Annotated in this window: 13 protein-coding genes and 1 tRNA gene; 7 read left to right on the plus strand and 7 right to left on the minus strand. The window is 34.9% G+C overall.

Annotated features, from left to right (window positions below; genetic code table 11):
* Window positions 1-6: 6 nt before the first annotated feature.
* Entirely contained in the window at window positions 7-1,764 is a 1,758-nt protein-coding gene (locus Y10_RS05470; RefSeq protein ID WP_281764355.1) for a tetratricopeptide repeat-containing sensor histidine kinase, read from the plus strand.
* Window positions 1,761-2,372 (plus strand): response regulator, encoded by a 612-nt coding sequence (locus Y10_RS05475; protein ID WP_281764356.1) that lies wholly within the window; start codon window positions 1,761-1,763, stop codon window positions 2,370-2,372. Before Y10_RS05470 ends, Y10_RS05475 begins: the two co-directional genes overlap by 4 nt.
* On the opposite strand, the gene Y10_RS05480 is transcribed toward Y10_RS05475, so the two are convergent.
* The 4 genes from Y10_RS05480 to Y10_RS05495 form a co-directional block, all read right to left on the minus strand.
* The gene (locus Y10_RS05480; protein WP_281764357.1) at window positions 2,369-3,127 is read right to left on the minus strand and encodes a UDP-2,3-diacylglucosamine diphosphatase; all 759 of its coding nucleotides are present in this window, start codon (window positions 3,125-3,127) and stop codon (window positions 2,369-2,371) included. The two genes, Y10_RS05475 and Y10_RS05480, sit on opposite strands and share 4 nt — an antisense overlap.
* A gap of 93 nt (window positions 3,128-3,220) precedes the next feature.
* On the minus strand, window positions 3,221-3,673 hold the full coding sequence (locus Y10_RS05485) for a 6-pyruvoyl trahydropterin synthase family protein (protein ID WP_281764358.1): 453 nt from the start codon (window positions 3,671-3,673) through the stop codon (window positions 3,221-3,223).
* Between the two features lie 585 nt (window positions 3,674-4,258).
* Window positions 4,259-4,639, minus strand: a complete 381-nt coding sequence (locus Y10_RS05490) for a DUF3037 domain-containing protein (protein WP_281764359.1) — start codon at window positions 4,637-4,639, stop codon at window positions 4,259-4,261.
* Window positions 4,617-5,411, minus strand: a complete 795-nt coding sequence (locus Y10_RS05495) for a HipA family kinase (protein WP_281764360.1) — start codon at window positions 5,409-5,411, stop codon at window positions 4,617-4,619. The genes Y10_RS05490 and Y10_RS05495 overlap by 23 nt, the downstream gene beginning before the upstream one ends.
* An 83-nt stretch (window positions 5,412-5,494) precedes the next feature.
* On the opposite strand from Y10_RS05495, the gene Y10_RS05500 reads away from it, so the two are divergent.
* Window positions 5,495-6,142 carry a 2OG-Fe(II) oxygenase gene (locus tag Y10_RS05500; protein WP_281764361.1) on the plus strand — a complete coding sequence of 216 codons (648 nt, stop codon included), beginning with the start codon at window positions 5,495-5,497 and terminating at the stop codon, window positions 6,140-6,142.
* Window positions 6,143-6,185: 43 nt separating this feature from the next.
* Here Y10_RS05500 and Y10_RS05505 read toward each other — a convergent pair whose 3' ends face one another.
* The 3 genes from Y10_RS05505 to Y10_RS05515 are packed head-to-tail and all read right to left on the minus strand — an operon-like array spanning window position 6,186 to window position 8,501.
* Window positions 6,186-6,359, minus strand: a complete 174-nt coding sequence (locus Y10_RS05505; protein ID WP_281764362.1) for a hypothetical protein — start codon at window positions 6,357-6,359, stop codon at window positions 6,186-6,188.
* Between the two features lies 1 nt (window position 6,360).
* A complete protein-coding gene (locus Y10_RS05510) occupies window positions 6,361-7,122 on the minus strand; it encodes an enoyl-CoA hydratase/isomerase family protein (protein ID WP_281764363.1) in 762 nt (253 codons plus the stop codon).
* Between the two features lie 35 nt (window positions 7,123-7,157).
* The gene (locus tag Y10_RS05515) at window positions 7,158-8,501 is read right to left on the minus strand and encodes an MATE family efflux transporter (RefSeq protein ID WP_281764364.1); all 1,344 of its coding nucleotides are present in this window, start codon (window positions 8,499-8,501) and stop codon (window positions 7,158-7,160) included.
* 1,005 nt (window positions 8,502-9,506) lie between these two features.
* On the opposite strand from Y10_RS05515, the gene Y10_RS05520 reads away from it, so the two are divergent.
* The 4 genes from Y10_RS05520 to Y10_RS05535 all read left to right on the plus strand — a co-directional run bounded on the left by Y10_RS05520 (window position 9,507) and on the right by Y10_RS05535 (window position 12,492).
* Window positions 9,507-10,304 (plus strand): universal stress protein, encoded by a 798-nt coding sequence (locus Y10_RS05520; protein ID WP_281764365.1) that lies wholly within the window; start codon window positions 9,507-9,509, stop codon window positions 10,302-10,304.
* A tRNA-Ala gene (locus Y10_RS05525) sits at window positions 10,304-10,377 on the plus strand. Before Y10_RS05520 ends, Y10_RS05525 begins: the two co-directional genes overlap by 1 nt.
* Window positions 10,378-10,536: 159 nt before the next feature.
* Window positions 10,537-11,319 (plus strand): hypothetical protein, encoded by a 783-nt coding sequence (locus Y10_RS05530; protein ID WP_281764366.1) that lies wholly within the window; start codon window positions 10,537-10,539, stop codon window positions 11,317-11,319.
* Window positions 11,320-11,949: 630 nt separating this feature from the next.
* On the plus strand, window positions 11,950-12,492 hold the full coding sequence (locus Y10_RS05535) for a hypothetical protein (protein ID WP_281764367.1): 543 nt from the start codon (window positions 11,950-11,952) through the stop codon (window positions 12,490-12,492).
* Window positions 12,493-12,683 lie beyond the last annotated feature (191 nt).

Genomic DNA, 12,683 nt, shown 5'->3' on the forward strand with positions numbered 1-12,683 from the left:
TTTTATATGGCAATGATACTAGGTATCATTGCCATATCGTGTTATGGACAAAAAGCTGACCTCGAAATTTTTGAGAGTCTTGTAGAAAACGACAATTACCTAGAGGCTATTGAGAAATCAAAGTCGATAGAGACTTCAGAATTAGATTCAACTGACCTCGCTAATTACTTCTATTTACTTTCAAAGGCATATAGATCTAATAACGACCAATCAAGCGAGATGTTCTATTTAATGAAGTCTAGAGATGTTTATAAAAATCTTCAGATACCAGATAGTTTAGATCAGGTAAATTTTTCAATTATCTCTGTCCTTATTAATAATTCTGATAGTCTAGACGAGATTAGCTTGTATGTGAAAGAATATCTGGAAGAGGCAGAAAAAAATCAAGATCATAAAAAATTAGGAAAGATTTATCATCGGCTTGGTATTGAGTTAAACGCAGACTATCCCTTTGAATCTTTAAAGTATTTTAGAAAGGCACTAGCTGAAATTCAACAAACAGATGAAGAATTTATTGAAGGTAGAATATATCAAGGCTTAGGAGCTACCTTTGCAAAGGATACTATCATGAAGTTAGATTCAGCCTTAGTTATGATTGATAAGGCTATGAAAATTTATAAAAAGCAAGATGAAAAGAGTTTTCAGGCTTTACTTTTTATAAATAGAGGAGTTATTTTTACTAAAAAAGGAGACTATCAAAAAGCGTTGGAAGCTTTTCATTCTGCAGACACTTCTAAGTTGGATAAGTTTAAGCGCTTGGTGAAACCTTATATTTATGGACATAGGGGCAATATGTTTAAGGCTAAGGGGGATTATAAAAGTGCTTTGGAAGAATATGAAAAGAAGCAGATTTTTATGGACTCCTTACACTTAGAAGATCAAAAGAGAGCCATTAAGGATATTGAGACCAAGTACAAAACAGCTGAAAAGGAACTTGAGAACCAGAAGTTAGTAAGTGAAGTGAAAATTAAAAATTACTCTCTTGTTTCTGCGGGCATTCTTTTGGTGTTGTTGCTAGTAACAGGGGTGTTGTTATATACTTTTATTACTAAAAAGCGTAAAATAGCAGAACAAGAAAAAGCTATTCAGGTACAAAAAATGCAAACCATGCTTAGAGAGCAAGAATTGCATGAGATTGACGTGATGTTAGAAAGTCAAGAAAAAGAGCGTCAACGAATTGCGAATGATTTGCATGATAACTTAGGAAGTTTACTATCGGCATTAAAATTAAATTTTAATACCTTAGGAAAACGAGAAATACATGATGAGAACTCCAGAAGACTTTTTGAAAAGACAGAGGAGTTAATTAACGAAACATATGTGCAAGTGCGTAATATTTCGCATTTGAAGAATTTAGGTGTAGTTGGTAAAGAAGGATTATTAACGGCTGTGAAAAAAATGGCCGAAAAGATGAGTGTTATTAATGAGTTACAGTTTAATGTAATTCCGTTTGGATTAAGTAACCGATTGGAAAGTAACTTAGAAATTACACTGTTTAGAATGATACAAGAGCTTTGTTCTAACATTATAAAACACTCAGGAGCTAATGAGGTGAATATTTACCTTACACAGCACGATACGCACCAACTAAACGTAATTATTGAAGATAACGGAAAAGGATTTGATCCTAAAGTAATGAACAAAGAGAATTCCGGTATTGGATTAAAAAACATTGAAAAGAAAGTAGAGCAACTGGGGGGAACCTTTACTATTGATTCTTCAGAGAATAAAGGGACTACCATAATAATTGATATTCCGTTATGATACGAATAGTTATAGCCGAAGACCATCAGGCGTTAATAGATGGCGTAAAATTATCGTTGGAATATGAAAATGAAATTAGTGTAGTTGGAGAAGCTAACGACGGAGAAGGACTTATAGAGCTGGTAGCAAAGTTGCGTCCAGATATGGTAATTACTGATATTAGAATGCCGAAATGTGATGGTATTACTGCTGCACAAAGAATTAGTGAAGAATATCCTGATGTGAAAATAATAGCCTTTAGTATGTTTGACCAACCGGAAGCTATTTCACAAATGAAGGCAGCCGGGGCGTCTGGTTATGTAATGAAAAACTCTTCATTAAAAACCTTATTGAATGCTATTTTTACCGTAAACGAAGGGAACCAATTTTTTGATGATAAAATTATTATTGGGGCAGAGAAATCTGATGAAAAAATAATTTTAAGTAAACGAGAAAAGGAGATATTAGTGCTCATTGGACAAGGTAAGACTTCCTCGGAAATTGCCGATGTACTTTTTATAAGCAAAAGTACTGTAGATACGCATAGAAGAAATATTCTACGTAAAATAAACGTACATGGTAAAACCGATTTACTACGCTTTGCTATAGAGCGTAAATATGATTTTTAAAGTTCGTATTTTTTCAGTTCTAGGGTGGTGCCATCAAAAACAGCATAGGTGTAATAGCCTATCCAATCACCTAAATTTAAATATTTAGAATTTTTTTTCAGGTCAATTTCCATAGGTAAATGGCGGTGTCCAAAAACAAAATAATCATAATGGTTGGTTTCTAATTTGCGTTTGCAATACTGAACCAGCCATTCGTTATCTTCTCCTAAAAACACAACGTCATCATCACCACTAATCAGTTTGTTTTTAACCGATAAGTATTGTGCCATACGTACTCCAATATCTGGGTGCAACCATCTAAATAACCATTTAGAAAACGGATTGGTAAACACTTTTTTCATTCTTTTATAGCCTTTGTCACCTGGACCTAATCCGTCTCCATGACCTATAAAAAAAGAAGTGTTGTTAAATTCAAATACTTTTGGTTTGTGGTATACAGGTATGTTGAGTTCTTCTTCAAAATAACCATTCATCCATAAATCATGGTTGCCTACAAAAAAGTGAATAGGAATACCCGAATCGGAGATTTCAGCTAACTTGCCCAATACACGTACAAAACCCTTTGGTACTACTGTTTTATATTCAAACCAAAAATCGAATAAGTCGCCAAGTAGAAAAATTGCAGCTGCATCTTCTTTAATTTCATCTAGCCACTTTACAAACGTATGCTCTCTTTGTAGACTGTCCGCTTTATTTGGAGCTCCTAAATGATTGTCGGACGCAAAATATACTTTTTTACCTTCGGGTAATTGCATAATTCTTTTTTAATAAGGGCTAAGATACTATTTACGCTAAAAATTTTAAACTACTTGTTTTAATTTTGTTTTCGGTTAGCCTAAGTGTGCTATTTATGCATTATCGCTAGCAAACCATTCAGCATATGATGAGTCGGTTTCTTGTAAGCGTAAAGAGAATAGTTTTATGTTTTCTGGGAGTCTATCTCCAATTTTTTTAGCAAAATCTATCACCATCATTTCACTGGTAGGTTGGTAATCTACCAACAATACATTGTGATCTCTTTTGGCTAATTCTTCTGCTAATTCTACATGAGGCGTATTTTTGTTAAATACCGTAGCATGGTCAAATACGTCTACAATTTCTTCAGTAACTATTTTTTTAAGATCACCAAAATCTATTACCATTCCATATTTTACATTAGAAGTATCGGTTATAGGATTACCAATTACTGTAACGGAAAGTTTATAGCTATGGCCATGAACATTTTTACATTTTCCATCATATCCGTAAAGTGCATGTCCGGTTTCAAAGCTAAATTGTTTGGTAATTCTAATAGTACTCATGTTATAAAATATTTGCTGGCAAAGGTACGGAATAATATTAATCCTATGTCTTTAAATCATTGATGATGTTTTTATGTTATAGAAACTCCGTACTTCACTATTAGCTCATAAACTTACTCAGATGGGATCCTGAATCAAGTTCAGGATGACGGAACACTATATATAAACACCCTCGTCATGTTGAACTTGATTCAACATCTCACAAGTGGCTCATAAACTCACTCAGATGGGATCCTGAAATCGAAGATTCAACGGAGTTCACCAAGTTCAGGATGACGGAATACTCTCTATATATAAACACCCTCGTCATGTTGAACTTGATTCAACATCTCACAAGTGGCTCATAAACTTACTCCAATGAGATCCTGAACTAAATTCAGGATGACGGAACACTCTCTATATATAACCACCCTCGTCATGTTAAACTGGTTTCAACATCTCACAAGTGGCTCATAAACTCACTCAGATGGGATCCTGAAATCGAAGATTCAACGGAGTTAATCAAGTTCAGGATGACGCTATGCTCTCAACAAACAACTAATCCTCGTCATGTTGAACTTGATTCAGGATGTGGTGTTATACCTTTTAGCTTACTAATCCTTCAAACAGCTGGTTCAGCGTTTCTTCTAAATTGTTACTAAAGCCGGGATGTGGTCTGGAGGTTTGTATGCAAGAGCTTCTAACAGCAGTAAGCCATCGGAATCTGTCTGCTAAATCCATCGCTCCAATTCGGCCGCCATGAGTACCGTTACAAACTTTTACAAAAGACGCTAAGTTTTGCTCAAATACCTCCACATCAGCTTCTTTATCAAAGAGCAGTATTTTTTCGGAATGTAGCGCATATTGTACCGCCAAATATTTTGCACGCTTACAGAATAGAATAATACCTGCGTTAATAAATTCTTCTCTTTCAACCTTAGGCACAATTCGTATTACGGCATATTCATATAAGTACTTTTCTGGCATCTTGAGCTTCTTTTACAAAAATTTCTGAATTAGCTATTCGTCGAATTAAAAATTGTGCATATACCTCGCGCATACTTTCCGGACTTTCAGATCCGTCAGGCGAAATTAACCAAGTATCGGGTATCAAGTTTACAATGTTTCTAAGTGCTTCTTCGGTAAGAATACTTTTAAATTTGGTATTAGCCTTGTCTAGCATAGTGGCTTGTGGTAGCAATACATGGTCTTTTATATAAGTAAACGGACTTAACGCATGTTTTTCCCAGTTTACCCATGAGTGATGAAAAAAGAAAGATGCACCATGATCTATCAACCATAACTCTTTATGCCACATAAGCATGTTGGTATTTTTAAAGGTACGGTCTACATTGGTTATAAAAGCATCTAACCATACAATTTCAGAGGCTGTTTGAGCATCTACTTCAGTAACTAAAGGGTCAAAATTAATAGCGCCCGATAGAAAATGTAATGCAAGGTTTAGTCCTTGACTTCCTTGTAATAAATCCTGAATTTCTTCATCTCCTTCTGTTCTTCCAAATGCTGGGTCTAATTCTGCATATACAAGTTCAGGTACTTTAAAGCCCATTAATCGGGCAATTTCACCTCCTAGTAATTCTGCAATTAAGGCTTTTTCTAAATGGCCTGCACCTCTAAATTTAACCACATATTTAAAGCCGTCATCGGCATCTGCTAAGGCGGGTAAAGAACCGCCTTCTCTCAGGGCTAAAATATAACGCGTTACGTTAACGGTGCGTAATTGGTTAGTTGCATCCATTTTTTTACAATAAAAAACAAAGGTACTAAAAAACATAACCTTAAATAATATACATTTGCGCACTTATTTTTTGTAACCAAACATTGTTAACAACAGAATTGTATGAGCAATTGGATTTCGTTGAAAATCCACTCTACGAGAAGGTTATTACAGACTTACTTAACCAACAGTATAGTGTTGTAGAAGATTTTTTTACTCCGGAAGAAGTAGTGCAGTTGCGCGCTTCATTGCAGGATAAATACGAAGAAGATGCTTTTAAAAAGGCTGCTATTGGCAACCGTGTAAATGAAAGTATTGTAAAATCGGTACGTGGTGATTTTATTTTATGGCTGAACGAAGCAGAAGCCAATGCCGCAGAAACTACCTTTTTTAACCGTATAAACGATTTTATATCGTATATGAACCGTACCTGTTTTATGGGTATTTTGTTTAAAGAGTTTCACTATGCGTTGTACCCTGAAGGTACTTTTTACAAACGACATTTAGATACGTTTCAGAATGATGATAGACGAAAACTGTCTATTGTTTGTTATTTGAATGAAGAAGATTGGAAACCTGAATACGGAGGTGAATTGGTTATTTATACCAATGACAATAGAGTAGAAGAAGAAAAGGTGTTTTACCCGCTTCCTGGGCGTGTGGTTATATTTGAAAGTCAGATTTTAGAGCACGAAGTAAAACCTGTTAAGCAACCAAGGTTAAGTATTACCGGTTGGCTTAAAACAAGGTAAACGCTTTGTTTACATAATAATGGTTTGAGCTTGCTTAGGTAGTTTATTCTTTTCGTTTGTTTTTAAAATACGAAAACATAAGATACGCAAAAGCAGCCAATACAATTAAAGGTAATAAATACCCAATTAGCACCCCGATGACATAAGAGTTGTCGGGTGCATTTTTTATTTTTTCTTCAATATCAGGTTGCTGAAATAAGGTAATTAACAAGTTCATTTTACTTCTTATTTTTAAATGAAGCTAAAGCTTCTTTAGTAAAAGGCGAAAGTACTAATCTTCCTGAAATTTCTGCATTATCAAATAATAATTCTTCCCAATTTTCAGTGCCCTCCCATAAAGTATGTTTCATGGCTCTTAATGCCGCCGGATTATATGTTGTTAATTTATCGGTTAATTGTAGTAAAGCGGTATCTACATCTTTAATAGATTCAAAAACTTGCGTGTAAAGACCTTTCTTTAAAGCCCATTGTGCCGATTTCCAATCTTGAGCATTTAAGGTTAAATCTGCCAAAGCTGTTTTACCTATTTTGCGTTCTACGGCAGGCGCAATTACAAACGGACCAATGCCTATACTAAATTCAGAAAGTTTTATCTGGGCACTTTCGGTAGCCATTACATAATCACAGGCTGCTACAAGTCCAACACCGCCGCCAACAGTTTTACCTTGTACTCTACCAATAATAAGTTTGGTACAACTACGCATAGCATTTAATACATTGGCAAAGCCACTAAAAAAAGCAATGCCCTCTTCCATGTTTTTAATTTCTAAAAGTTCATCAAACGAAGCACCAGCACAGAAGGCTTTTTCACCTGCACTTTGTAGTACTAGCGCGGTAATAGTTTTATCGTTAGAAACTTTTTCAATGGCTTTGGTAAGCTCTTTCAACATAGCAGAAGGAAACGAATTACTAGCAGGATGGCCAAAAGTAATGGTAGCAATTTTGTTAGTAACAACGGTTGTAATGGTACCTTGTGTCATTATAATAGTTTTGGGTCTTCCCCAAAAATAACAAATTATGTAGAAGTGTGTAAATACTTACTTCTAAATTTTAATACAGGACCAATAGACCTTATCAGCATCCAAACGGTAAAGGCTATCCAAATACCGTAGAGTTCTAAACCCGTATAGTGTGTAATGGTAACTACGGGTATAAAGCCAAAAAGGGTAGCAACAATTAATAAGTTTCTTAAAAATTTAGCTTCTCCTAATCCTTTAAAAATACCGTCAAACATAAAGGCTATGGAGTTGATAGGCTGCATGAGTAATACCATCCAAAACACAGAGTAGAAGGCGGCTAGTACTCCTTCATCTTTATTAAACAGTAAGCCTATTTGGTTATATAGCACCACACAAATAGCAATAAGAATACAGGCTATAGTGATGGCGTATTTACAAATATCAATACTTAAAAACCATAGTTTTTTGTATGCCTTTTGCCCTAAAAGTTTTCCTGAAATAGCATTACCAGCATTGGCATAGCCATCAATAAAGAAAGAGAAAAACAGCCAAATGTTCATTAAGATACTTTGTGCTGCAATACTATTTTTACCGTACACCGTGGCTAATCTGCTGGCTACTACCATGGCAACATTTAAAAAGAAGGTTCTAATAAATAAGTTACCACTCATAATAAGCAATGCCCGTAAATTAGGATTAATGGTTTTGCTAATTTTAAAACCAAATGGAGTTTTATAAGTATAAAATAAAATAGCCATGAAAAGCATGGTAAGCTGCGCTATAACACTAGCAATAGCAGCCCCTTGCAAATGCATAGCCGGTATGAAACCATCAATACCATATACCAAGGTAAAATCTAACCCAATATTTACAGCAGCGCCCACCAAGCTACATATCATAGCCCATAGGGTATTTTGCATACCCCTAAATACGCCAAATATAGCAAAGGTTACCAAAGTAAGCGGATAGCCCAAAGCCCTAATAAAATAATAGCTTTCAGCATAGGCTAGAATTTTTCCTTCGGCTTCAAAAATGGTTGAAAAAATAAAGTGCGATCCTGCGGTAGTAATTACCAATAGGAGCAGGCTAAGTAACAGGTTTAACCCTATAACCTGCGGAACCAAGGTTTTTACGGCATGTAATCGGTTTTCGCCAAGGTGTTTAGAAACCATTGCAGAAATGGCCGTTTTGGTCTGTGCTAGAATCCAAATAAGTGCCGATAAAAACGAACCAACAATACCCGCAGCCGCCAAAGCTTCTACAGAGTTTTCTTTAACATTACCCAATACCGCAACATCGGTTATGGAAATAAGAGGTTCTGCTATACCTGCAAAAATAGCAGGTAGTGCAAGCTTGTTTATTTCCCAGAAGCTGACTTTGGTAGTACTGTTTTTCGTCATGCCTGCAAAGGTCGGGATTATTTTTAAATTTTAGAATGAATGCACATCCCGTCATTCTGAACTCGATTCAGGATCTCATCTGAGTAAGTTTTTGAGCTACTAGTGAGATGTTGAATCAAGTTCAACATGACGAGGGGTAGTTTTTTGTTGAGTGTGTTCCGTCATCCTGAATTTAATTCAGGATCTCATCCGAGTAAGTTTTTTGAGCTACTAGTGAGATGTTGCATCCAGTGCAACATGACGTAGGGTGATTTTTGTTGAGAGTGTCCCGTCATCCTGAATTTAGTTCAGTATCTCATCTGAGTAAGTTTTTTGAGCTGCTAGTGAGATGTTGCATTCAGTTCAACATGACGAGGTATAGTTGTTTGTAGGGAGTTTTGCGTCATCCTGAACTCGATTCAGGATCCCATCCGAGTAAGTTTTTTAAGTTACTAGTGAGATGTTGAATCAAGTTCAACATGACGTAGGGCAGTTGTTTGTAGGGGTTTTTGCGTCATCCTGAATTAAGTTCAGGCTCCCATCTGAGTGAGTTTATGAGCTACTAGTGAGATGTTGAATCAAGTTTAACATGACGAGGGGTAGTTGTTTGTAGGGAGTTTTGCGTCCTCCTGAATTTAGTTCAGGATCCCATCTGAGTAAGTTTTTTGAGTTACTAGTGAGATGTTGCATCTAGTTCAACATGACGTAGGCTGATTTTTTGTTGAGAGTCGTGCGTCATCCTGAACTTGATTAAGGATCCCATCTGAGTGAGTTTTGAGCTGTTAGTGAGATGTTGAATCCAGTTCAACATTAGTTGTTTGTAGGGAGTTTTGCGTCATCCTGAATTTAGTTAAGGATCCCATCTGAGTGAGTTTTGAGCTGTTAGTGAGATGTTGAATCCAGTTCAACATGATGAGGGGAGTGGTGCTATGGTAAGCAACAGTTTACAATGTTTACATTATGATATCTTGCTGACTTCTTGATAATTAAAAATAAAATCCTATTTTTAAAGAAAACTAACCAATTATGAAAAACATCCTGGTTCCTGTGGGGACATCTCCCAATGCGTTAAAAACATTGCAGTATGCGGTAGATTTTGCTGCCGATTTTTTCTGCGATGTATATGTAATGCAAGCCTACACAGTTTTGGCAACCATGGGTATGACATCTAACATGCATGAGGTAGTTGGTAAAAATACCGTATACCAGTTAGAAGAGCTTATAAAGGCGGTAGATGCTAAAGGGGTACAAATAAAAATACTAACCTATGAAGGAGGCGTTTTAGAGGCTATCAAGAAAATTAGTGAAGAATTGTGGGTAGATTTAATTGTAATTGAACCTAAAAGTACCGATATACGTGATGAGGTGTACTTAGGAAAAACTACTGGAAGTATTATTAAACAAACCGATATACCTACCCTTATTGTACCAGAAGATTATGAACACCACCCAATAACGTCTATACTTACCGCATTTAAATCGGGTATTGTAAAAAACCGTAGCAAACTAGTGCCGCTGAAAGAAATTAAAGAGAAGTACAATGCTAGTGTAGAACTACTTTTGGTGAAAACGCCGGGCTATAACGAGGAGGATCTAGTAATAGATAGCGGACTAAAAGAGTTGAGTACAGGGGTTTCACATGCCGAAAGTGCTACTACTTTTCAGGGGGTATTACAACATATTCAGTTAGTTAACCCAGAAATGTTGTGTGTATTTAGAAGAAAGCGTGGTTTTTTTTCGAAGTTATTAGAAAAAAATGTAATATTGAAACGTGATTTTCACTGTACAACACCACTCTTGGTGCTCTCGGTGAAAAAATATTAGGGGATGTAGCTCAGCTGGCTAGAGCGCTTGACTGGCAGTCAAGAGGTCGTGGGTTCGACTCCCATCTTCTCCACAACATATAAAACCTCTGCACCTTTGGTTGGAGGTTTTTTTGTGGGGTTAATCTACTGCCTTTTTTAACTTTAAGTAAGAAATAAGGGTACTCTTTTTCAGAGAATAAACAGGAATGTTGTGTATTTTTATACTCATATAACAATTTACCTATCATTAAATGAAAACCTTAATTAAACTTACATTTATATTAATTTTAATTTTCAGCTGTTCCAATGAGAACAAAACTAAACCTAAAACAGACTTAGCGAAAAAGGTAAATTACGGTACTATAATTTCTGAATATCTAGAATCTAGAAAGAATGAACCAACTCTGATTTTTAATAACACATATTACCCGAATAAAAGATTTAATATTAGACTTGCTGAGAATGATATCAAATGGTCGGAAAAAGATAACGCACTAGAAATTATAATCAATGGAACAAAAGTAAATACATCAGAAAAAGTTACATTGAATAATACTTGGGGAGAAAATGTGGATAGCGTGAATTTTGCAAACACTGTGAGACAAATCAAATTTTACGAATCAGATTCTCTCCTGGGTTTTGTACTTACCAATGAGCCTTGCTCAGGATTGGCATGTTCGGTTAATTATCAATTGATTTATGATTTAAAGACAAAAAGCGAGAGTTATTTTGGAAGATTTAAAACGGGTTTTGAATTAGAATTGTATGATTTCAATCATGATTCAAGAATCGATTTTTTAAGCAAAACGTTATATGGTAGAAAGGAACAAATGATGGATACTACAGAATTTATAATGTATAGTCAAACTGAAAAAGGAAATTTCCAAGAATTTAGAACTGAAGAACAAAATAGATTTACCTTCAGACATATTTATCCGGCAATTTATCCTGGACAAAATAAAGACACTGTAGTGGATAAATTTGAGGAAAATTGGATTGAAAAAATAAATAATAAAGTCAGCCAACAACGGTAGTTATAGCACAAATCACTGTAAGAGATAAACTATACTAGTCGCTTTAGAGCGGCTTTGTTGTTTTAACGGTATGGATGTTGGTCTGGAGCTTAAAGCAGTTTAATGTTCGTTTAGGAATCTAAGTCAAATTCAGATTTTATTTTGTAAGAATTTTGAAAATCAGCACTTTTTCGAAAATGTTAAAGTCGTCATTTTTTTGAAGCCAAAAGACTTTTTAAGCCTCTTTTTTTTTCATGGGCAATTTAAAAATCACCAAACTATGCTAAATAAAATGAACTTAAAAATTTGATGTTAAAAGGCTTGGAGCTAATAAAGAATAAAATTATTTTTAAAAAACATAGTTTATTGTTTTATAGTTTGTATAAGTTTTATAAAAAAGGGTATTGAGGTTGTTTACCGCTTGTTTCCTGATGACACACCTGTGTATTCCTGCTTGTTTACTCCTTGTAGCAAAATAGCATCTAGCTATAAACAAGTGAAAAATCATTCTTTTTTGTAGGAAGGATTTTTTAGAATTTAGACTTTTATCTGGTTTAATAAAGCTATTTCCCTAACCAAGGCATACCATTCACTCATTTGAGCTTTTATAAAAATTTGGTTTCAATAAATTTGAAGTAAAATTGACTTAAGATGCGATGTTTATATGTGATTTTAGTTTGGGTGTTAACATTAAGCTGTAGTTCTGTTTATAAAACTACTGAAGTTGAGGTTAATTCTTCTATTCAATTAAGTCCTCCTTTTACTAATCAGGGGGAGCAAGAGGATTATTGGGCTCAAGAACTTTTTAAAAAAGAGTATACAAAGAAACAGTATTCAAAATTTGTTGGAGAAATAACAAACACTGGTAACAAAATAAGATTTGGCAAATTTCAATTTGTCGAGCTTTTTGATTCAAATTCAGATTACAATATGATTTTCGAAAAAGGATTGTTTTATCCAGATATCTTGAATGTAATCAGTTTAAATATTGGAAGTTTAGAGGAACTTAAATTTTTGTCTGATAACCCTAAAGTAAAGAGATTCAGATTTTGGTTATACCGACCAAATATGGCAAATCCTCAAGTTTATGTATTTGAGCTAACAAATTATAAGGCTACTGAAAAAACGGATTGGAAATCGTTTATAAAGGATGCTCAATTAACTTTTGTAAAAGATGGTTGGATAATTTTATAGTTCAAACAGCTTTGTTTAGAAGCTTCAACTATGTTAAAATTGTTAAACTTTGTTAAAAAGGGGGCTATTCGGTGACCTCTTAATTTTAGCTCTTTTTAAACCCTTGTAAACACACGATTTTGGAGCTTTTGGATAGTCCCATCTTCTCCACTAGCTATAGAACCTCCACACCAAAGGTGTGGAGGTTTTTT

Source organism: Neptunitalea lumnitzerae (assembly GCF_027924185.1).
GTDB classification, from domain to species: domain Bacteria; phylum Bacteroidota; class Bacteroidia; order Flavobacteriales; family Flavobacteriaceae; genus Neptunitalea; species Neptunitalea lumnitzerae.